This is a genomic window from Xanthocytophaga flava, assembly GCF_030068545.1.
GTDB lineage: Bacteria > Bacteroidota > Bacteroidia > Cytophagales > 172606-1 > Xanthocytophaga > Xanthocytophaga flava.
Window position 1 is genome coordinate 423,259 of the sequence record NZ_JASJOR010000003.1, and the last position, 23,678, is coordinate 446,936.

Annotated in this window: 11 protein-coding genes; all 11 read right to left on the minus strand. The window is 41.5% G+C overall.

Going from position 1 to position 23,678, the window contains the following annotated elements:
• Positions 1–63: 63 nt before the first annotated feature.
• Positions 64–1,650: a sensor histidine kinase gene (locus tag QNI15_RS07010; protein ID WP_314031139.1), complete on the minus strand. Its 1,587-nt coding sequence runs from the start codon at positions 1,648–1,650 to the stop codon at positions 64–66.
• Between the two features lie 1,173 nt (positions 1,651–2,823).
• Positions 2,824–4,269, minus strand: coding sequence for a glycoside hydrolase family 30 protein (locus tag QNI15_RS07015; RefSeq protein WP_314031140.1), 1,446 nt, complete (start codon positions 4,267–4,269; stop codon positions 2,824–2,826).
• A 214-nt stretch (positions 4,270–4,483) separates the two neighbouring features.
• Positions 4,484–5,953 (minus strand): RagB/SusD family nutrient uptake outer membrane protein, encoded by a 1,470-nt coding sequence (locus tag QNI15_RS07020; RefSeq protein WP_314031141.1) that lies wholly within the window; start codon positions 5,951–5,953, stop codon positions 4,484–4,486.
• A gap of 31 nt (positions 5,954–5,984) precedes the next feature.
• The gene (locus QNI15_RS07025) at positions 5,985–9,446 is read right to left on the minus strand and encodes a SusC/RagA family TonB-linked outer membrane protein (RefSeq protein ID WP_314031142.1); all 3,462 of its coding nucleotides are present in this window, start codon (positions 9,444–9,446) and stop codon (positions 5,985–5,987) included.
• Between the two features lie 154 nt (positions 9,447–9,600).
• Complete coding sequence (locus QNI15_RS07030) at positions 9,601–10,602, minus strand: FecR family protein (protein ID WP_314031143.1); 1,002 nt, start codon at positions 10,600–10,602, stop codon at positions 9,601–9,603.
• 66 nt (positions 10,603–10,668) lie between these two features.
• A complete protein-coding gene (locus QNI15_RS07035; protein ID WP_313998565.1) occupies positions 10,669–11,322 on the minus strand; it encodes an RNA polymerase sigma-70 factor in 654 nt (217 codons plus the stop codon).
• 945 nt (positions 11,323–12,267) lie between these two features.
• Complete coding sequence (locus QNI15_RS07040; RefSeq protein WP_314031144.1) at positions 12,268–16,929, minus strand: MG2 domain-containing protein; 4,662 nt, start codon at positions 16,927–16,929, stop codon at positions 12,268–12,270.
• A 42-nt stretch (positions 16,930–16,971) separates the two neighbouring features.
• A complete protein-coding gene (locus tag QNI15_RS07045) occupies positions 16,972–19,932 on the minus strand; it encodes a carboxypeptidase-like regulatory domain-containing protein (RefSeq protein ID WP_314031145.1) in 2,961 nt (986 codons plus the stop codon).
• A gap of 198 nt (positions 19,933–20,130) precedes the next feature.
• Positions 20,131–21,048 carry an alpha/beta hydrolase gene (locus QNI15_RS07050; RefSeq protein ID WP_314031146.1) on the minus strand — a complete coding sequence of 306 codons (918 nt, stop codon included), beginning with the start codon at positions 21,046–21,048 and terminating at the stop codon, positions 20,131–20,133.
• 165 nt (positions 21,049–21,213) lie between these two features.
• A complete protein-coding gene (locus tag QNI15_RS07055; protein WP_314031178.1) occupies positions 21,214–22,740 on the minus strand; it encodes an FtsX-like permease family protein in 1,527 nt (508 codons plus the stop codon).
• Positions 22,694–23,635: an ABC transporter permease gene (locus QNI15_RS07060; RefSeq protein ID WP_314031147.1), complete on the minus strand. Its 942-nt coding sequence runs from the start codon at positions 23,633–23,635 to the stop codon at positions 22,694–22,696. Before QNI15_RS07060 ends, QNI15_RS07055 begins: the two co-directional genes overlap by 47 nt.
• Positions 23,636–23,678: the final 43 nt, after the last annotated feature.

Genomic DNA, 23,678 nt, shown 5'->3' on the forward strand with positions numbered 1-23,678 from the left:
GAGTGAAAATCCGATCTTTTCGCCGCTAAGAACAATATATATGATTGTGTTGAGTATACCCTTTTAATTTTTAGGTAATAGTATATAGAAGGTTGCACCCTCATTAGGTTTACTATCAGCCCAGATGTAACCACCATGTGTAGTTACTACTTTTTTGACTGTTGCTAAACCTATGCCTGAGCCTTTATACTCAGAAACACCGTGCAGGCGGGTAAACACGTTGAAAATGCGTTCTGCATCTGCTTGTTCAAAGCCAATTCCATTATCAGCAATACGTAGCATATAAAAGTCTTTTCCTCTCTTGCTTTCGGCAATAGGGAAGGTTACCTCTTTTCCTGATACACTAATGCAATCTATATCAATCAATGGCTCCACATCAGAGCGAATGTACTTGAGTGCATTGCTAAGCAAATTCTGAAAAGCTTGCTCCCATTGGCTTCGATAGCCTTTTATCTCACACAACACACCCACCTGAATAGTGGCTTTGGCTTGATCCACCTGAAAATCCAGATCTGTAAGTACCTGAGCAACTACCTCATTGAATGAGAACATTTCTGGTAACACCCCTTGCTGATCTACTTCTGAATAGGCTAACAGAGCTTCAATTAGTGTATTCATACGGTCCGTAGCCAATAGCATCCGGTCAAAAAGAGCACTTTCGCTTTCTCCCAGCCGCACACCAAGGGTAGATTTTAACAGTTTGGAAAACGCTTGTATTTTCCGGACAGGCTCTTTTAAATCATGGGAAGCGGCATGGGCAAAGTCTTCCAGGCGCTGATTGGAACCTTTGAGCTCAACAATTTTATCTTCCAACTGAAACTGCAAGTGTTTCAGGTTAGTAAAGTCCGTAAAGTGAATCACCACCTGATCGTTAAGCTTGAATGTGCTCATCAGGTTATACAAGTCCAGTCCATCCTTATCATAATGAATCTCAAAGGTAAGCGGCTCACCTGTAGTATAGGTTTGAACAGGGTTTGTAAAGCTGATCGTTTCCAGATAGCCGGGAAATACTTCACCTACCCGCTTTCCTTCCAGTTGCTCGGGAGTTGCGTTTGCATAGGCAGCATAAGCCTTATTAGTCAGAGCAAAAGTAAAGTCAACAATCTGATCATTTTCAAAAATAGGTTCCAGTACTTGTACCGGCTCTTTACACAGGTTGAGAATAGTTTGCAGGTACTCTCTGGCCTGACTGGCTTGCACAAGCTGCCTTGAATGAGTAACATCCTCGGTTGTATGAATAATATGGGATACCTGTCCCTGGTTGTCTAGCACCGGCTTATTGATAGGGCGCCAGAACCGGGTCTCTGTGGCACCTGTCAATGGATGAGTCTGCTGATAAGACTGATCCGACATCATATTGGGTTGCCTGGTTTGTAACACCTGTGCCAGAGATTGCAGGAGTTGAATGGAAATAACCTCATCACGACCATCACTAAAAAATACCTCAAACACCCCCTGACCAAGTAACGATTCCCTATTTACCCCAAATGCAGATAGATAATCATCTGAAATGGCTGCAATGGTAAATCGGGGTGCATCGGGTAGCAATAACAGGTGATTACCTGGTATGGCGTTAAAGATCGGATCATGGATGATCTGTGAATGGGTGCTGTTTTCTGATGGTGTTGGTATTTGATCAGGTAATTGCATTATAAGAAACCAGGGGAAGTATATCGGTATGATAAAGGTGTTCTGATAAATGTGACCGAAGTCAAATATCATCAAAATTGATTATGTCATGAAGTAAAATAACGAATTTGTTGATAAAATTGTATCCGAATCATGGAAAAGATAATGATCTATGAGAAAATTACAGAATCTATTTCTCAATTAAGAACAACGAAATGTATACTTTGGTTTACTGAATTGGTTTATGACAGTGCTTACTAAAATATCGTAGGTTTTACGAAATAGTGGACAAGTTGGCTTTATCAGGTTCTTTACAAAACTACTTCTTAGTATTTGTATTTTCTATTTGAGTTTCATTAGGTAATCCAAAATCTGATCAACCAAGAGGTAGATTCTGAAAAGGTGGCTGTTTAGTAGTTCTCATATATAGATTAAAGTCATTTTAGGATTTTCAAGTTCGTTTTGTAGTAATGGTATCTATCGTGATACCTTCTTTAGCCATTTCCTATACATACTTCACAAATAGATAGTGTTAAAATTGTGTTTGGTGAAACTTAGCTATGAAGAGTTAACTGAAACTACCAAAAAAACTTCCATCACCAACAACTAAGTAAAGGAAAGTAAATAGTACTCCAAAAGGTCCCTGAACCATTATCATTAGTATACAACTGATAAGTAGTACTATATTTATTCTTGTCAGTTTAGTAGTGTAATAGAGATTGATACCAAGTATAAAGGCAAGTAGAATAATTTCAATAAAAAAAAATAAGATAAAATTAACAGGATCAGTTTTAAGTGGATTGTATTTTGTTGGAAGAATAGTAACCCTTGAATGAAGTATAAATGAAATCAGAGGCTCAAGGCAATATGTACTAAAAGGTAGGCTGAATAATAAAAAGAAGATCTGTATCGGATTAAGAAATTTTTTCATTGCTTTAACAAGTTAAGTCTTGATTAATTATTGATTCTGCCGTTCTTCCTTCCAAAAAAAGATTAGTGAGATAATCTACAATCTAAGAAATAAAACTTCAAGTTTCTTGTACACAAAAACAGATTTATCTCCTCAAAAGACTTCTCACCAAATAAAAAGCAGTGCAAGTTTGATTGCACTGCTTTTTATTTTTTATTTTAGTATCTATTTAACAATCCAAAAAACTCGTCAATTGATGTTTCTATCTTGCAAGGCTGGCCGTATTAAAATACAAAAGTGGCTACACTGGCTGCATTGATAGATACAGGGGCAGACTTGCCATTGGTTTTAATCACAAAGTCTTTTTTTGTATTGCCTTCATTTAATACAATCAATACCTTTTTACCAGATGGTGTTTTGAATGCTACATTCGGCAGATCCGCAAGCTCAGTTGATGCAATGCGTACAGAACCTGGCCGTACAAATTTGGAAGCATGGGCAATAGTATAATAAGAAACATTTCTACGTACTGTATCCCCAATAGTTAATGCTCCCAGACACTGAGTACAACCACCCGGTGTATGTGGATTTTGCTGAGGATCTGCTGCCAGATTCCATTGCAGTACATTCCGGCTCCAGTTGCGAGTAGCTCCGATAATCAGATTTTTTACAGCCCATTGCAGATCACCACCAAACTGTCCTTCGGATGAAGTCCATTGTTCTGTGAAGTATACATGTTTATCCGGATGCGCATTGTGCACCTCGGTAAGAGCAGAGATCGACCCCAGGTATAAATGGAAGGCAGAGCCATCAATGTATTTCTTTGCTTCACTGTCGTTCAGGATAGAGATCGGATAGTTGGGGTGATCACAGTTATGATCAAAGATCTGAATCTTGGTTTTGATACCTGCAGCTTCAAAGGCAGGACCAAGGTGTTTTTTAACAAAGGTCGCCTGTTCAGGAGCTGTCATATCCAGGCTGGGGTTGTTTTTAGGATTCTCAGGTTCGTTTTGCACCGTAATAGCATCGATTGTAATGCCTTCTTTAGCCATTTCCTGTACATACTTCACAAAATACTTTGCATAAGCAGCGTAGTATTCAGGTTTTAGCTTGCCTCCAATGGTGCTGTTGTTAGACTTCATCCAGGCAGGAGGGGACCAGGGGCTGCCCAGAATTTTGATAGAAGGATTAATAGCCAGGATTTCTTTCAATACCGGAACCAGATCTTTTTTATCAGGAGTCAGGCTAAACTTTTGCATGTCTTCGTCTGTCTGACCAGCCGGAAGATCGTTGTAGGAAAAAGTACTGGAATCCAGATCGGAAGAGCCAATGCTTACCCGCAAATAGCTAATTCCAATGTTTTTATCATTTGTGTCAAACAACTCGTTGAGTAATGCAGCTCGTTGTTCTGAATTTAGCTTTTGGTGCAGTACATAGGCACTACCCCCTGTAAGCGTATACCCAAAGCCATCCATGGTTTGGAAGGTCTGGGCGGTGTCTATCTCAATCGTTGGCAGGGTAGTGGCTTCTGTTCCGAATGTGTAGGAAACGGGCTGCTTACTGAATAACGTTGATTTATCAGTAGTGGTAAGCCATACTTCCACATCTGTTTTCCCGGAAGTTTCAGTAATAGTTTGATCCTGTGAGTTGTTTTTACAAGCTATACAGGCCATCAGTGCAAATAGGCTGACAATACCTGATACACGAAATAGGGAATGGGGTATATGCATAAGGAGTGATTGGAAGAAAATATAAAAACCTGTTTCTGACGCTGCTGGAAGTTTTGTATGGCAAACACTAATGAGTAAGTAGTGTGTTGAAGATACTATTTCCGGCAGATATCAGGAACAGGTTTGAGAAAGGTTGTATAAAAGTCAGAGAATGATATTGTCCGGCTTTGCTCCTTTAGGTTTGGAAACAAAGCCGGACAGACAACTTCAGTGATTAATAACCCGTATTTTGTTTGATGGATGGGTTATTATTTAATTCATATTGCGGAATCGGGAATAGCAGATAGTGTTCATCTTCTGTTCCTCTGACTGCTTTGATAATATCCAGTGCCGTAACCTGATGCTCAGCCGATGGATCTGCTTTGGTATGGGCTGCATAACGCAACAAATCAAACCAGCGTTCGCCTTCAAATGCCAGTTCCAGGCGACGTTGTCTGTCTACTTCATCACGGAAGGCTTGTTTGGTTGCCAGATCTGTCAAAGTAAGAGCTGTCAATCCTGCCCGCGTACAAACAGCATTTAGTTTATCCAGTGCATCCTGGCTTGGACCACCTTGTTCATTCATAGCTTCTGCATAGATCAGATACATTTCTGCCAGGCGAAGCACAGGATAGTTATCGCTGCTGTTGAAGAAGTTAGTGTTTCTCCATTTGTATACAAACCAGCCATTGTCATTGCCAGTACCTGCACCACCGTAAACCATACTGCCATAACTTTTTCCACCACTTACTACCCCATTATACTTAAACCGATTGTCTTTGACTGTATCTGCATACTGTACAAATTCGTTGGTTGGAATATTATATTTTGGAAATGAATAGGTAGCAGGAGGTAGTGGAAGTGTTAGATCTGGTAATGTAAAACCACCATCTTCAGTACCCGCATATTCAATCTCAAAAATAGATTCGGTTTTGTTATTAGCTGGCCATAAGTCGTTGAAGTTAGGCGTCAGTGTATTTCCATACTTGCCACTGGTAATTACTTTGTTTGCCGCTTCTACTGCCTGTGCCCATTTACGTTCAGTCAAATAAACACGTGCCTGAAGTGCATTTACTGTGGTTTTGATAGCACGGCCTCTATTTCGTGGATCATTATTGTTACCTCCTTGTTGCGTTGCCGCCATTTCTTCTGCTTTTGTTAGATCGGCTTCAATCTGAGCATAAATCTGTTCAGCAGTAGAGGCTGCCAATGAAGGAGATTCTCCTGATTCTACCGGTTCGGTACGCAAAGGAACACCTCCATACAATTTAACCAGGTTAAAGTAGTTTAGGGCACGGATAAAATAAGCCTCTCCCAGAATCTGCTCCTGACGGGTTTTATCCATAGCAATGCCAGGTACATACTTCAGAATAGAGTTGGCTCGATTGATACCCTGAAATGCCATCTGATAAATTCGGCCTACAATTCCCGAAGTCGCATTCCATGTTATCCTATCCAGGTAAACCACATCGCCGTTGTTACTGGTGCAGTTGTCAGAAGGCATCTCTCCGATAATGTTCATGGTAGAACCATAATAGGTATCTCCCTGAAAGGCATCATAAGCTCCTGTGATAGCTGATTCTGCATCATCTCCTGTTTTGTAGTAATTCGATGCTGTGATACTTGTCAGAGGTTCTTTATCCAGAATGCTATTACAACCAAACATACCAGATAATAATAGTGCTGAAACGAATATTTTTTTCATATAGATAGCTAATCTTAAATCGTTAGTAATATTAGAACTGGAGGTTAAGTCCTACAGTATAGGTACGTGCCTGTGGATATACCCCAAAGTCTCTTCCGAAGCTGGTAGAGGAGAAGGGGTCTGCACTTACTTCCGGATCATAACCTCTGTATTTGGTAAAGGTCAACAGATTCAATCCTGTTACATAAATACGCAGGTTACTGATTTTAGCTTTTGAAAGCAGGCTGCCTGGTAATGTATAACCCAGTGTCAGGTTTTTCAAGCGTACATAAGTACCATCCTCAATAAAACGATTAGAGAAACGATTGTTGTTATTAAGGTCTCCATATACTACACGTGGCATGTTGGTCTCTGTATTGGTTGGTGTCCAGCGATTCAACAAATCCGGAGATCCATTGGTAGCAGAACTCATGCTTTCCAGTGCCTGACGTGTGGCATTGTAAATATCGTTTCCGAAGCTTCCCTGGAACAAGAAACTCAGGTCAATTCCTTTATAAGCGAATGTGTTGGTGATACCCCCAAAAAATTTAGGATTAGGATTGCCTAATACAACACGATCATCTCCATTAATCTGTTTATCTCCATTGGTATCTGCAAACTGAACATCTCCAGGTTTTGCGTCTTGTTGTTTGGCTGCCTTATTAATATCATCCTGATTCTGAAAGATACCTACCATTTTATATCCATAAAATGAACCCATTGGCAAGCCTTTTTTCACGATAGAATACTCATATATCAGAACGTTGTCTACCACTTTACCTGTTGCATCTGTTTGTGTTCCAATATCAATCACTTTGTTTTTATTGGTGCTGATATTGAACTGGGTAGTCCAGGTAAATCCATTCTCCAGACGGATATTGGTACTGGTAATGCCAAGTTCAAAACCTTTGTTTTCTATAGTTCCCAGGTTTTTGGTTACCTGTCCCTTCTGAGAACCTGTACTATAAGCCAATGGTACTTGAGCTAATAGATCATTGGTGCGTTTTAAATAAACGTCTGCTGTAACAGTGATTCTGTTATCCAGTAATCCGATGTCCAGACCTGCATCATACTGATTGGTGGTTTCCCATTTCAGTTTATCATTTCCAATTACGTTTGGTACAATACCCCCATCAATACCACTGCTACCCTGATAGTTATATCCTGTACTGTAAGTACTGAAGCGGTCATATACACCAATATTTTGATTACCATTGGCTCCATAACTCAAGCGGAGTTTCAGATCAGACAATGCTTTGGATTTTGGAAAGAATGCTTCGCTGGAAATACGCCATCCCAATGACAAGGCAGGGAAATAGCCAAAACGATTCGATTTGTTGAAACGGCTCGATCCATCGGCACGCATACTGGCAGTAGCATAGTAGCGATCAGCATATGCATAGGTACCACGTACAAAATAACTGATTAGTCCCCATTGTTCCTGATAGCTATAAGGTGGTGAATATTTAGTACCCGCTGAAAGGTACGGAACTGCATTAGACGGATAACCATATACAGAAGCTCCTGAAGTGAAGCGGTCAGATGCCTGAGCAGAATATCCTCCCAATAAAGTTAAACTTTGATTGTCACCAATTTTGGGTTTGTAAGTCAGTGTATTTTCCCATAACCAGATTAACTCCTCACTTCGCCCTGTTCGACCACTTCCTTTATCGCTGGATGCCGTGTTTTGTGTGCCTGCATATTCTCTTGATATAAACTGATTTTCATTCTGAGTACGAAAGTCAATACCCCCATTGGTACGGAATGTCAGATTATCCAGAATGTCAAATTCTCCATACAGGTTGCCAATGGCCTGATAGATCAAAGCCTGGTTATGTGTTTCGTTCAAGTTACTGTATGGATTATCACTAAATGAGAAGGTGTTTTGTCCATAGCTGCCATCACTCTTATATACAGGTATAGTAGGAATCTGAGTCAATGCACCCATGATTACACCTGAGTTTCCTAGTCCCAATTCACTGCGTACACTTCGGTTATTGTCTGTCCGGCTAATGTTTAGGCTAGTTCCTGCTCTGAAGCGTTTGGTAATTTCCTGATCCAGGTTCAGTTTAAACGAGATTCTTTTGAATCCCGAGTTTTTGATAATGCCATCCTGATCAAAATACGCTCCTGATAGATAGTATTTGGTCTTATCTCCACCTCCCTGTACACTCAATTGATAGCTTTTGATAGGAGCCGTACGATAGATAAGGTCTTGCCAGTTTGTATTGGTTTTAACGGTATCTGGTTGTCCAAAAGCCTTAGCTCGACCACTATTTACCAATGCCTCATCATAGAGGGTTGCAAATTGCTGACCATTTAGTACATCTAGTTTTTTTCTCAGCTCCTGCTGACTGAAATACGCATTGAATGTCACCTGAGGTTTACCTGCTTTCCCACGTTTGGTTGTGATAACCACAACGCCATTGGCAGCACGCGAACCGTAAATAGCAGCAGACGCCCCATCTTTCAGTACATCAATCGATTCAATATCACTTGGGTTTAAGGTATTCAGTGGGTTAGGTTTCTGATTGCCAATGCTAACTTCCGAATCGTAGCTTGGTAATACAGGTACGCCATCAATCACATACAAAGGTGAATTGGTAAGACTGATTGAGTTATTGCCACGAATACGGATGTTAATACCAGAACCAGGAGCTCCGGTGGGTGCAGTTACCTGTACCCCGGCAGCCTGACCTTGTAAAGCCTGATCAAAACCAGCTACGGTTTGTTTGCTTAGTTCTTTGGAATTTACTGTCGCTACAGAAGTACTCAGTTCAGGTTTTTTCTGGGTACCATATCCTACTACAACTACTTCATTCAATGACTTGATATCAGGCACCATCTGAAAATCAATGGTCGACCTTGCACCTACAGTCACTTCTTCAGTAGTATAGCCAATAGCAGAAATTACCAAAACTGCTTGTTCATCCGGAACATTGATGCTATAATTTCCTTGTGCATCAGTAGCTACTCCCTGATTTGTGCCTTTGATCACTATACTTACACCTGGCAGGCCTTCGCCTTTCTCATCTGTGATTTTCCCTTTTACCGGAAAAGCAGCTACTTGCTCCATTTTATTCATCGAAGTGAATGTCATGGAATTGCCAGATGAATTGTTCATGGGAATATTGGGAGATTGCATCGGTTCCAGCGAAAGTTTGGTTGACTTTTGCTCAGATACAATCACATAGGTATTCTTCTTTAGTTTCTTCAATTGCAGACCTGATGCTTTCAGCAGATTTTGCAGATTCTTCTCTGCTGACAGACTCATATCTATCCGCTTGCTATCGATGCGTTTGTTTTCTACAATATCTTCTTCAAAAAGTATATCTACATGGTAATGTTCTTTTATTTCAAGGATCGCATCACGCAGTAACAGCGTTTTTGGATCGTTTTGCTGACTCCTTTGGAGGTTATAGGCTAATGTCTGAGAGTAAGACGTTGCTGGATAAGCACTTAGCCAGCATGTCAACCCAATTGTCGACAGAAGCAAGGGTACTTTATGATTCATGTTAATTTAAGGGTTTAGAAAAGTGATAACAGGATTTTAATTTGTGTTTTGTGATGTTCAATCGGTGAATAGTACAATTTTTTACCGCGTAGCCGAAATGGGCTAAAACAGTTTGATCGTTTGAGTTAAAAAGGATTATAGATTATACAATGTGTTATTGAGGCGATAGTAAAAAGGTGTCTTGCTGAACTTGTACATTCAGATCCATGGCTTGAGAAACTACATACAGGAGTTCCTGAGCACTTTCGGCCTGAAAGGTTCCTGTGATTTTACGTGAAGCAAGTGTTGTATCTGTTATCTGTACCGAGACTCCGAAATTTTCGGATAATAACTGAACGAGTTCTTCTACTGAGGTTCGGTTAAAGACAAACCGATGATCTTTCCAGGAAGTATATTGCTGTACTTCCTGCTTTTGTTGCAGACTAAATGATCCTTTGGAATCTACCGTTACCACATCTCCCGGATGGATAACTACAGGTTTTTGAATGGTTGCAGTACGTAACTGAACCTTCCCTTTAGTTAAAATTACTTTTGAACCACGTTGGCGACTGAAGACAACGAATTCCGTACCCAGTACCTCTACTTCCAGGTTATCGGGTGTTTTTACGACAAAGCGTTTATGATCTGGTGTATGCGTTACCGAAAATTCAGCTTCTCCCTTTAACAATACCTCACGATTTCCTTTTCCAAAGAAGAAACGAGAATGTTGCAGTTGTGAGTTTGCATTTAGGGTCACAATAGTACCATCTTCTAGTGCTACTTTTCTAATCTGGCCGTAGGACGTCTGGTACGTTTTGTTCAGAATAGCCTCTCTCTGCCAGAATATTCCTATTCCCAACAGTGCAACCACAGAGGCAGCTACCCACCAAGATGTGCGCTTACGGGAATAGGAAACAAACGGCGATTGAATGGAATTATAGTTTGTTGAAATAGTTTCTGTATCTGGATTGGTAGCGCGTGTAACTAGTTTTTCGAAAGCTGAATTGGCATCTGGTATAAACTGCGGATGTTTTTCTTCCCACTCTTCCAACCAATCATAGTATTGCTCCCGATTCCGCTCATCTTGCAGCCATTCCTCTATTAACTTGCGTTGTAAAGGATTGGCATTACCTGACAGGAACATAAATATGATATCTTTAGTCAATTCTGTTTTCATGAATGTAGGCTTTGCTGAATAGAGTATAATAGCAGGGGGATACCCTAATCAAAAAGAAAGATTTTTTTAAAAGAACAGGGTAGAAGCGATCAGGATGGACACAATGAACCATTCTTTTTTCAAAGCAGCCTTTATAATTTTTAGTGCTTTGGTAATATGTGCTTCCACTGTTTTCTGTGAAAGATTCATTTCGGTAGCTATCTCTGTATATTTTTTGCCTTCAAAGCGGCTTAACAGGAATACCTTCTGGATCTGTGGAGGAAGTTCTTTGATGATTTTATCCAGTTTCAGATACAATTCATCGTATTGAAGCATCTGGTCTGCTGTAGGCATGGATGACGTGAGCAGCAGATCATCGGTAATTTCGTCCGGCGCTTTGCCAAGTTCAGCACGTAAGTAGGCAAATGCTCTATAACGCACTACTGTAAAGAGGTAGGCTTTGTAGGATGTTTTAACATGAAGATACTGCTCTTTGGTCCAGAACTGAAGAAACACTTCAGTTACCAGATCCTCAGCAATCTGTTTGGAATAAACAAACCGGATGGCATGGCTGCACAAAGGTTTGTAATACTTCTTAAAAAGCAATTCTATCCCTTCTGAGACATTTTCTTCCAGTGTTTTGCGAATAAAAAATTCTTTGTCAACTGGAGTACTGGTAGAATTTTCGTCAGATTGAAAAGAAAATAAGGATTGTGAACTTTGATTTTCGGGCAACGCCATACCTGCGACTCAATAATAAAAACAAATCAAAAACTCTTCTTGCCTATAAGAGTTAAAACCCCGGTGCATACCCTAATAAGAATTTCATTTTTTTTATAATTTTTTGCAAAACCTCTAGGGGGCCACCTGTATTTTCCTCTACTCTATACTGTTTTCCAAACTATACCCGAATGCGTAAATTTTCTGTAAGGGTAGAACATGAGGCATTGTATAAAAGTGCCATCTTAGAAGATGTAATGAGCGTAGGAATTGCCCGGTTTTGTTTGTGGAAAGGGTAAAAGGTTGATTTGTTGTGTGTTGTAAGCCTTCTGTGAATAGTGTTTTTTCTGTGTTATCTACTAAATAGCATTGCCTAGGTGTAAAATGTTTTTTCACTAGCGAGTAAATTTGCTATTTTCACAACTAGTAAAAATACAAACAGAAGCTAACTCAACTTTAAGGCAAGGTTTTTTTATTTTATCCTTCTGAAAGGATCTTTTTCTCTTTCTGTCTCCTGCAAGGATATCCCCATTGTGTCCTCCTGAAAGGATCTCTTGACAAATAGAGCCATGCTTAGTCTCTGAGCAAAATAATTATCTCCAGTCGGAAAGGTCGCCGGTCTTGCCACGAGTTCCTTTCAGGAGGACAGAGAGGGGTGAGAAGGTCGGACGAGATATGTCTTGAAGGTGATTTTTTTGCAAGCAAAAAATGAAGAAGCTTATGGAAGAGACAAGAAAGTGACAATAAGCAAATGTAGGTAGAGCGAATAAAAAAAACGATGAAAGAGATAGATTCTGGAAAATAAACAAACACAGAAAGAGTGCTTGCTCAAAAAATAACCCAAGCCTACATTTTTCAAAAGTATAGACTTGGGTTGTACTCTCTTCAAAATTCAGATCATCTATGTAGTGTATCTAGGATACAATCAAAAGTCAGGTTTAACGCTTGATGCATATCACCAGTGCTTTATTTCAAAATCTCAATTTTCTCTCCACCTTCCCAGTCTTTAAACTCATTGGTATAGTAGAGATAGGCTGTACTGGCAGGTGCTGTAAAGGTGCCAGGTACCTCAGCTTTCAGATCAAGTTGAATCTGAATCCAGTCTTTAGGGGCTACTTTGCGATAGTAAAACACTACATAATTTTTGCGCACCTCATAGAAGTCTACTATCTTCTTTTCCTGTAGTTCCTTTAACTGCCAGGGTTGTGGACTCAATCCAGATGGAATGCCCACCAGAGCCACAGTCATAGGGAGTGTCTCACTGGTTTTGTTTTTTACCGATGTTGTCATTCGTACCGTTTGTCCAGTTTGAATGGCTGTGTGTGAAAGCTGAGTTTCTACGTCTACCTTACACTCAGGTGCACTGTTTGGAGTTTGCGATGCCCAGGATACATTCATAGAATAAGGAAGAGCTGTTTTGGTGTTTTCAAATACAACCCGGAAAGGTTGTTTACCTTCTTTCATAAACCGTTCTATACCTGTAATCGTAATATCTTCCCGTGCATCCTTTTCATACGACTGAGAGCCAATCAACTCTTCCCCCATATATACCAGCAGATTACCTCCCTCTGATGTGTGTCGTACAAATTTGGCATATTCAGTCAGCGATTTCAGTGCCAGAATAGTAGCCTGAGTAGATCCAAAGCCTCCATACTTTCTGGATTTTACAATTTTATTGACAAGCTTCTGTACCTGAGTTTCATCGGGATTGGTTGTCTTTAGTAAGGCTTGCAATAAAAGAGAAGCCGTTTCTATTTGTAGTGACTGTCCATACGAAGAGGTCATAGATGTAGCCATTTTTGCCTTTTCAAGTCCTTTTTCGTTTATCTGGCGAGTACATTCTGTTATGAGTTTTTCTCCTTTCTCTGTGTCTTTCAGATTGAAAGCTGCATTGGCTAAAAGTGCCATCTGGTAGAGATCCTGATTTTTGAGGGCTATCTGATAACTGTTCTCATACTCTGGTCTGATTTCCTGGATTCCGGCTTCTGTCAGGGCATAGACAATATAGGCATTCATAGCCTGATCGCTGCCCGGGATAGAGTACATGTGTCGGGGATTCAAAATAAAGCTTCCTTTCCCGTCTCGACGACTCAGTATCCATTGTTTGGTCCGTCTGAGCATTTTCTCGTCTACCCCATCATACACTTTCTTCATTTCTGTAAACTCTGCCAGACCAAAAGCCGTCAGTGCTTCATGGGGAGGAGTATGTCCAAACCACTCAAAGCCATCTTCTTTGGTTTCAAACCCTATCAGGCGTTTGTAGCCTTTATCAATATAGTCCAGTGCCTGCTTCTCCAGTTTGGGATTGGACGTGCCTGATTCCCGTAAATATTGTAATACCAATACATTGGGATAGGTAGAGGAAGATGTCTGTTCAAAACATCCATAGGGTTCTCTCAATACCGATTCAATGCCATTTAGTAATTCATTCAATAGATTAGGATAAGCTTTTAACTCTGCTTTTATAGAGCCTTTGACAGGTTCATTGATCGTGAACGAAAACTGTGCCTCTTTTTCTTTGCCAGAGTAGGCCATTTCTGTGGGAAAGCCCTTCGGCTGTACATCTATCTCCTGTGAAACCGTCTCCTGCATACCATCGCCCTGGAAGATAAGTGTCAATGTGCCTTTACCTGCTACGGGTTGCACTTCGGCATGTAAATACAAGGTTTTGGCTTCTCCTGGTAGACTATACACCGACCCATTGAAAGCGGTGATTTTTAGTTGAGGAGGTGTTTTTATGGTAAGTTCACCATGAATAGCCTGACTGGTAGTATTCTTCAGGGAGATAGGAATTTCCAGTCTGTCTTCGAAAGTAAGATAGGGAGGGATTTTTGCCTCGATGCTGAAAGGTAACTGGGTTGCATAGGTTAGTTCGGCACGACCTGCCAGGCCGCTGGTACTCATACCCTCTGTAGTAACTCGAAAGGCAGTGACCTGATCTGAATTATAGAAGCTTACATGGGCAGTACCTGTTCTGGCATCTGTCTGTATTTCATGATTCCAATAAATAGTACTACGAAAGTCTGTACGTTCAGCCACTGCTTTCTTCGGATCGTAGACCGGTATATAGAATTCCCGAGCTACAGAGAATTTTCGTTCGGCAATATATACCTGAGAAATCGGAAGCTTGTTGCGGGGGATAGATCGTTTGTAATAAACGTCCTTTTTAGTGGTAATAACAATAACGCCATTGCTCCCACGTGAGCCGTATAAGGCGGTTGCTTCTCCTGATTTCAGTACACTGATGCTGGCTATATCAGTTGGAGAAATAAATTCAGGTGTAGTAACGAGTGTTCCATCTACAACATACAGAGGGTCACTGTTGGCTATGCTACTAACACCACGTATTTGAACACCTGATACAGACCCTGGTGCTCCATCTGACTGCGTTATTTGCACGCCTGATATTCGACCCTGTAAGGTCTGTGATAGTTCTGTAGATGGGAAAATATTCAATTCGCTGGATTGAACAGTAGCTACCGCACTAGTTAAGTCTTGTTTTCTTTGTGTGGCATACCCCACCACTACTACTTCATTGAGAGCCTGTACATCAGCAGACAGACTCATGTCTCCTAACGAGAATGGCGAATCTTCCATTACATCAGCAGATTTTGATTGAGCCTTTGTTGAAGGATTGGGTTTGCTTACTTGTACCCTTTTTGGAGTAGCAACAGCCTTTTCCTTAATAGCCTCATTTTGCCATTTGAAATCCTGGTTAGCCGCTACAGAACCTGGATTACTTGTCGGTTCCTGATCGAGCCTAATATATAGATATTGAGGGAAAACACCTGGTGCTTGGGCAAATAGCTGTATGGCTACTTTGGGATTGATTGCCTGAAACAGGAATCGTCCGTTAGAGCCGGTTGTAAGTTGAGCAGAACGTCGTTTATCATCCAGTTCAAATAAGGTTACTGTAGCAGACAATGGCTTTTGATCACGTGCATCCAGAATGGTTCCGGATAAGTTACCTGTTTTCTCTGGCGCAAAAATCATGTTTTGGGGACCTTCCTGAACCTGTTGCCAGGTAAATCTTCTCCAGCCATGTGTCATCATCACATAGTCCAGTGCTTTGGATGCTTTGGGCTCATTGGGCTTAAAGTAAAAAAAAGGTTCTTCTATCTTACCTCTCAGATCCGAGCTCATCAGCATGTGAGACAGTATGTTATCTTGTTTGTCATCGGCAAACGTTACCAGCCGATCATCAGCCACCGAAAGGGACAGGTTAGCTGGTACAGGCAGGCTATCTTCATCGACTGTACGGATGGTAAGGTCTACTTTTTCGCGGGGAGAGTAGTGCTTCTTATCGGTGGTGACAGAGATATGCATTTTACGTTGTGCATTCACGAATACCAGCCGTTCACAACGTGGTACCTGATTGTAGTCAAACAGTGTAATCTGAGCAATACCAATAGGAAAATCCTTGAGAGGAACAGAAACCTGATTGTGTCCTGTCTCAGCAGAGATTTCCTTGGTATAATAGATTTTGCCACGTACCTGACCTACCAGATAAATCGGTTTGCTGGCAGGGGCATGAAAAGAGAGTTGAATCTGTTTTGCTGTAACCGTATCCACAGACAACACATATCCTTTAGGCAATGCTGCCGGAAGAGCATAGGTTTGACTGATGGCAGGCTGAGTGATGTGTACAATGTATTGTTGATCTTGTGAAGGAGTTAGGGCAAATGCCCCCATGCCTTGATGAAAGCTTTTGAATGACTGAAGTTTTTTGCCTGTTTCATCGGTTACATACCCTTCTATATCGGCTGGCTTGCCAAACTCATTGATAGCTTTAAAGGCTACCCTACTGGGAATGCCTGCTACCAGATCGCCTCCTTCCGGAAAGAACTGAAGGGCAATTTTATTGAGTACAATAGGTATTGAGCGGGATATACTTTCTGTATTTCCTTCATACAAAATCGTGATGTTTAGCAGGCCGTCTGTGGTTTGCAGATCAGCAGGCAAGGTAAAACGGATACTTGCTTTTCCATTTTTATCTGAAACTGCATGGGCTTGGAGAAATTGCTTTCCTTCAATCTGCACAGTATAGGTGACTGACTTTTCAGTTAACGGATGATTTTGCAAATCTTTCATTTCCAGATCTGCCACTACCGGATCTCCGGCCCCGTATGCTTTTCGGGTAAAGTCCAGCTTCATCAGCAGACGGGGAGTGAGTACTTTCTGTACCTGAATCTCTTTTTCGAAAAATGCTTCCGGTCCCTGATTTCTCATCCATTGGGTATAAGCTCTCAACTTATATAATCCTCCGGGTGCTGATTCCTCCAGGTGAAAGTCTCCATATACACTTCCTTTTTTTACCAGAAGCTGCAATGTTTTCTCTACCGTTCCACGCGGATTAACCAGTTCCACATAGACAACATGACTGGCAGCATCTGCTGTAAGAATAAGACCATTCGCCAGATATCCTTTGAACCAGATATCTTCACCCGGTTTGTAGAACGTCCTATCTGTATGGATGTATAGTTTTTCGTCTGGTATTTTATCTGTATAGGCTTCTGTCTTTTGGCGTAGGTAGTCGAGAAAATTTGCCGGTAACAGCATGGGTAGTTTAAATGCCGACAGACAAAGGATCGACAGGCTGATAAATAAAAGTATAAATTTCGTTTTCATAAAACCCGAAAGTTTACCTGATAAATAAGGGAGAATAATAGATTAAATAGTGATTTGAACAGAAGCGCCATAGCTTCGCAATGAAGGTGCATTAAACAGATCCAGGCCTGTTGCGGTGTTGTAGCCAAACAGCATACCTACCGGATCTACTCCTTTGTAAGGCGTAGAAAGCCATAGGTTACGACCTGAAACAGATACCTGGATATCACATCTGGGTAGGAAACTTTGTCTGTAGGATGGAAACTTATAGGAGAGTTTTACCTCTTGTAAACGTATCCACGAAGATTTTTGGATAGACTCCGCACCCACACCACTTTGTCCGTAATGTACCCAGCGATTACCCTGTAACCCATGCGCTGAATTGGCAAAATCGACCATGATACCATTGGGCTTTCCATTTTCCTGAACGCCCTCGAAGATATAGTTCTGAGTAGGACGCTGTTGCTCTGTTACTTTAGATACTCCCAGGTAGTTTAACGATGCCTGAGTACCATTCCAGATATCACCGCCCTGACGGAAGTCAAACAGGATATTGCATGACCAGCCTTTCCACCAAATGGTATGTTCTGTTGATGCCGTCCACCGGGGATTGGGATTGCCAATGATCTGGGGTTGGTCATCTACTACAGGATAGCCATCAGTGCCAATAATAGTTTGCCCATTTTCGTTTGTTTTCCAGCGGGAACCCATCAGGACTCCATACGGTTGACCTGCAACGAGATTGGTGGAAACATCTGAAAAACCTGCTATGGGTATGCGGGTTTCGTTGTTGTAGAGTTTGGTGACAACAGGTTTTACTTTGCTGAAGGAAACTCTAGACATAAACCGTACGGCTCCAGTGTGATGCTGATAGGATACAGACCATTCGTATCCTTTGTTTTCAATATCAGCCAGGTTTTGTAGTTGAAAGCCATTTTCGCTGAATATAGGAACCAGTGCTTGTTGGGTTAGATTCTGAAAATAGCTAGCAGATACATGTAGCCTGTTTTGTATAATATTCATATCCAATCCGAGTTCCTTCTTTGTGGTTTTTTCAGGCTGTAGCTGGCGTGTATAGACTATTTCCTGTGTTTCCTGATACTGGGCAAAGTTGGATGCTGCATACTGTGTAGAGTTATACTGCCACTGATTATAGATCAGAGGTGCTTCCTGTATGTTTTGAGAATAATTGGCATATACCTTGGCAAAGTTGAGGAAGGATGAATAGGAGAAAAGTTCAGAGAAAGTGAATCCCAGACCTATAGTCGGCAACCAGAATTTACCTTTTGTATAGGTTGATGAGAAATAATGCTGGTTTGTAAGATTCAGAAGCACCAGGTCTCTGTATTTAAGCCGTATGCTTTCTGCAATCTCATGCTTCTGACGTAAAGGGGTAAATTTACGAATAGCTAAAGAGTCTGCATTACTGATATCAAATGATTCTGTTGAGGCAAATCTAAATCCATCTTTGCGGTTCAGTTGTTCCTGCTGGTGAGCAAATGTATAGGAAACCGAAGTTTCCAGGTAGATCGTAGAGCTATTATTCAGGTAAGTATCAAAAGAAGGCTTGGCTGTAAACTGATAATTGCTCAGCTTGTATTCCCGGGTGGTTAACCTTCCTTCGGGATAAGTGGTCATTCCGGGAACTATACCAAAAACTCTGTTCTGATTCTTATGTTCCAGACTGCCTTTTAGCAATACCTGAAAGTTGTTTTGGTCGTAGTTTAGGCTAAGGTTGGTAAAGAGATTCCGGATATTCTGGTTGTCGGGCAACAAATTTACCAATGCATAGGGATTGTCTGTATTGCCTGCACTATAGGTACGAAACTGATTGTCTGAAAGCAAATAGGCATCTTCATTGCGAAGTGCTTCTCTGCGAGATAAACCACCCGCGTTGTCAAAGGTGGGTGCGGTTTGCATGACAGACGACAGTATATGTGCCCAGTTGCCATTCTGATTAGGTAAAGTTTGATTAATTGAGGTATAGAATAGAGTATACTCTGCTTGTAATGCAGGCATGATCAACCGTTTCAGATTCAGGTTCCACTGACTTTCATTTGTGTGTGCATTAGGCAATACCCCTTGCTGGGTATGATACGTAAACCCTGTTTTCATAGCTGTATTCCAGAGAGTAGTCTTTACAGTCAGGTTATGATTGGTTGTCATACCGTTTCTGAAAAACTGATAGGGGTTATAAGCTTTTGCTCTAGTGCCGTTGCCATTGCCTCTTATGGTTAATGCTCCATTGGGATTGTAGGCATAGGGCTGTCCATCAAATTCCAGATTGTTGATTTTTGGTCCCCAGCTAAATATCTCGCCTGTTTCCGGACCTTGCCAGGTTTCTGTGCCATTTACAGGTCTTCCCTGACCATATTGGTTCTGTAAGTCAGGCAACCGATTGATCTGGTCTAGCGTAAAAGAAGAGGAAAAGGTAAGCTGAACAGGTGCTTGTATATAGGGTCGTGTATCTGCTACAAAAATACCATTACGGGCTTTGGAGCCGTATTGCAATCTGGCAAGCCAACCCTTTACATAGCGAAGTGTGTAGGTATTGGTGAGATGGTTTTGATTAGGAAATGTAATATACGATTGAATAGTATACCTTGGCGAATCATCTGTGAGTGTGGCTACTCCTGTCTTTTCAGGCGTTGGTTGAGTGGGTGGCTGGGTGCTTTGTTGAGCCTCCTTCTGAACCATTTGTGAAGAAGGTATTTGCACGGGGTCTGACTCTGATGAATCAACAGAACCTAATGCCGTTGAATTCTTTTCTGTCACCTGTACCTCACGTGTGGTAAACCCAATAAACGAAATCACCAGTGTAGCGCCTAATGGAGCTGTAATACGATAATATCCTTCGGCATTGGTGGTTGTTCCCCGGTCAGTTCCTTTTACTGAAATACTTACCCCTGGTAATGGCTCTCCATTCGTATCTTTAAGACGACCGCTGATAACGCGATCCTGGGCCTGAGTGAAAGCCGGAATAAGGCTTGTGAGAAAAAATAGCGTAAATAAAAAATGCTTCATAATCCCGTTCATTTAGTTGCTTATAGGATGCAACCAGGATTATTTTTCCATAAACCGGGAATATATATGTAGAGATTATAGTGAATACTTCTTTGTCAGGGAAGATTTTGGTTCTGAAGGTCAGATAGTTAGATTGAGATAGATTTTTCCGTAAAGTGATTCAAAACCGGATAGTATTTTCGCTATTGCAAAAAATCCTCATTGGGTAGGAGATGGCACGATCCCAGAGTTTCTTTTGATAAAATCTTCAATTACCTCTCTGTAAATACTGTGTGGGGAATAAGATAATTCTTTCCATAGTTCTCCATGTTTGAGTCTGTGGATGTGCAACACTTCTAACTTATTGTATTCTTTCTCTCTGAGGCGGGTTTCAAACAAATCAGCATATTTAAATGTGTTTGTCTCAGATATAAGTAGCATTGGAGTGGAGAGACTATCTATATACGATGTTGGTGATCCCTTTTCAAAATCTTGTATGGTTGGGCCAAAGACACTGCCAATGTGATTATCTGCAAATGAACTGCCGTTTGATTTGGCTAAAACCTGATAATAGTGCAAAACATCATAGGCTCCGGCAATAGGAATCACGCCTTTGAATATATTCTTGGATAGTCCTTCATTTTTGAGATACTGATTATCCATGGCAATCAGTGCCGCCAGGTGACCACCAGATGAATACCCACTAACAAAGATTTTATTAAGAGAATACCCATACTTACTGGCGTTGGCATACAGATACTTTACTGCTCTGGCTATGTCTATACTATGTTCCGGATGTCTGATTCCCTTGTTTAGAGATGAGTCCTTCCAGGTAGCCGGACTTAACCGATGACCTACAGATGCTACGGCTATACCTTTTTGGGCAAATTTTCGGCCAATGTCCATTTCCATATTTCGGTTTACATACGACCAGGCTCCACCACCAATCCAGATTAACAACGGTGGATTTTTTACACCCCTGGGTAAGACCAGATTTAATTTATGATTGGCTGAGTCATAACCTGCTCCCTGATAGTAGGGAATGTCTTTTAGTTCTGAAACAGAATACGTAGTGATTGCCTGAGAGTATGCCCAGTTACATACCAGCATAAAAGAAAACAGAAACAGATTCTTCATATAGGTTTGTTCGTTAGAGATACAGTCAGGCAAAACGTTGGTCACTTCAGCATACTACCTTACTTACTGGTCTTTATTACGTGTGCTACCCTCGTTTATGTATAGGTATATAGCTGACAGCCAGTGCTATAGGCTCAGCGAATATATGTTTTTCTGACAAAAGTATCATTCATTGCGCAGGGATTTTACAGGATTGGCAAAAGCAGCCCGAATCGTAATCGTACTGATAGTAAGAAAGGCAATGCCACCCAGTACCAGAACAGGTAATAAGCCATACCATCCCTTGATATCAATCCGGAATGCATAGCGGGTGAGCCACTCACTCATGCCATACCAGGCTATCGGAATAGCCAGTAAGGCAGCCAGCAGAATCAAACGTAAGGTATCCCAGGCAAGTAGTGAAACGATATGTTGTACACTAGCCCCAAGTACTTTGCGTATGCCTATTTCTTTGGTACGACGGGCGGTGTTATAGGACGTCAGACCAAACAGGCCAATACAGGCAATGAAGATCGCCAGTGAAGAAAAAAAGGCGACTACACGTCCAAATACTTCTTCCTGTTTGTACTGCTGATTAAAGAACTGATCCAGAAAAAAGGAGTCAAACGAGGATTCTGGAAAAAACTTCACCCAGGTAGCCTCTATTTTTTTGGCTGTCTGTTTAATGTCACCTCCCTGTATTTTTATAGAAAGGAAATCTGCCGGTATCCAGCGGAAGTCCGGGTCCATAAACAGGATGATGGGAGTATAGGGATGTTGCAGGGATTGCTGGTGATAGTCTTTGATCACACCTATAATTTCATTGGCTCTGCCCCGATTAGCCTCCAGCAGGATTTTTTCGCCAATGGCTTTTTCGCTGGATTCAAACCCAAATTGTTTTACTGCCGATTCATTGAGAATTAACCCATACTGATCTGCAGGGCGACTTTTGTCGAAGTTGCGTCCGGCTATGACTGTTAGATCAAAAGTTGGAATGAAGTCGTAGTCGGCAGCCATCATCTCGTATAGCCGATTGTCTGCCGGCTCAGAATGCAGCTTACGGTTGGCCAGAAATTCACCTACTTCTATACCCGGTACTGCTCCTGAGCCAGTTACATTCGTGATCCCTGCCAGCGATTTTAACTCATTCTTGAAGCTTTCTATCTTTTCAATATACCCTTCTGTATGTACAGGTGCCTCTACAACCATAACCTGAGTAATGTCTGCTCCCAACGTCTGATTCATCATGTAGCTGATTTGTTTGTAGGCGATCAGAGTACCCATAATCAGTATCAGGGATGTAGTAAACTGTAAGGTAACCAGGCTTTTACGCAGTAGATTGCCTCCACCAGAGAAGGTATACTTGCCCTTGAGAATTTGTACCGGAATTACCTTGGCAAGCAGAAAGGCCGGATAAATGCCGGAGATCAGAATCCCTACAGGAAAGATGATGGCAAAAAGAGTGTATTGATGGGGTTCAGTCCAGATAGAAGCCGGGATGTAGATAGTCAAAAATGTACGTAAACTCCATATACCTATTCCAATAAAAACAATTGCTACCAGTAACGCAATGAAGTTGAGGATAAATGACTCAAACAGAAACTGACCTACCAGAAGCGTAGGAGATGATCCCAAGACTTTCCGAATGCCCGCTTCCTGTGCCCGGTCAATAGCTCTTGCTGTAGATAGATTGATATAGTTTACCCTGCCAATAAGTCAGAATAATAATACCTGCTATAAGCAGAAACTGCACGGTGGTACGACTGCCTTTGGTTTCCGGTTCGTTGGTTTTGGCTGGGTTCAGATGTATAGCATGCAATGGCACCAGGTCAACAGCCCATTTGTGTTCTTTCATGGCATCTGCCGTTTTATATTTCTCGGCCAGAGCCGGGAATTTAGCTGCCAGGTTCGCAATGTTGGTATTCGGCTGTACGCGTATATAGGTGTAGCTGCTATGCTGATACCAGAAGTTACGAACCCATTCCGGAGACGTAGTCCATGACATCAGCATGTCAAACTGTAAAGAAGAGTTAATGGGTAGATCTTTGAAAACTCCTGACACCTGGCACCGATAGGTTTTGGAAATGGTGCTGATATCCAGAAATTTTCCCATAGGCTCCTCCTTGCCAAAATATTTATGGGCAGCTTTTTCCGAGATGACCACTGTATTAGGCGCATTCAGAAACGTTTGGGGATTGCCTTTGAGTACTGGGTAGGAGAAGAAGGTAAAGAAGTTAGAGTCAGCAAAGCATACATTTTGCTCACGAAATTTTGTATCCTGATAACGTACTACCCGTGTAGAGCTGTTCCAGTTGATACGGGTAAAAGACTCTACTTCTGGAAAGTTGGCCTTCATAGCCGGGCCGTAGCCGTTTGTACTACCTGCCCAATCGTCCGTTTTTTCACCTCCTTTATAAAAAATGCTCTCAACGCGGTAAATGTTCTCACTACGCTGATGAATCGTATCATAACTGTTTTCAAACCGAACATACCCTGTCAGCAAAAAGAATATCGCCATACCCAGGCTAAGCCCGACCACATTAATCAGGGTAAATACTTTGTGTTTGGCAATGTTGCGGAGAGCAACAGTCAGAAAGTTTCGAAACATGTGGAGTGGCGTGCAAAGATGAAAGAGTAATAGTAACGAAAAA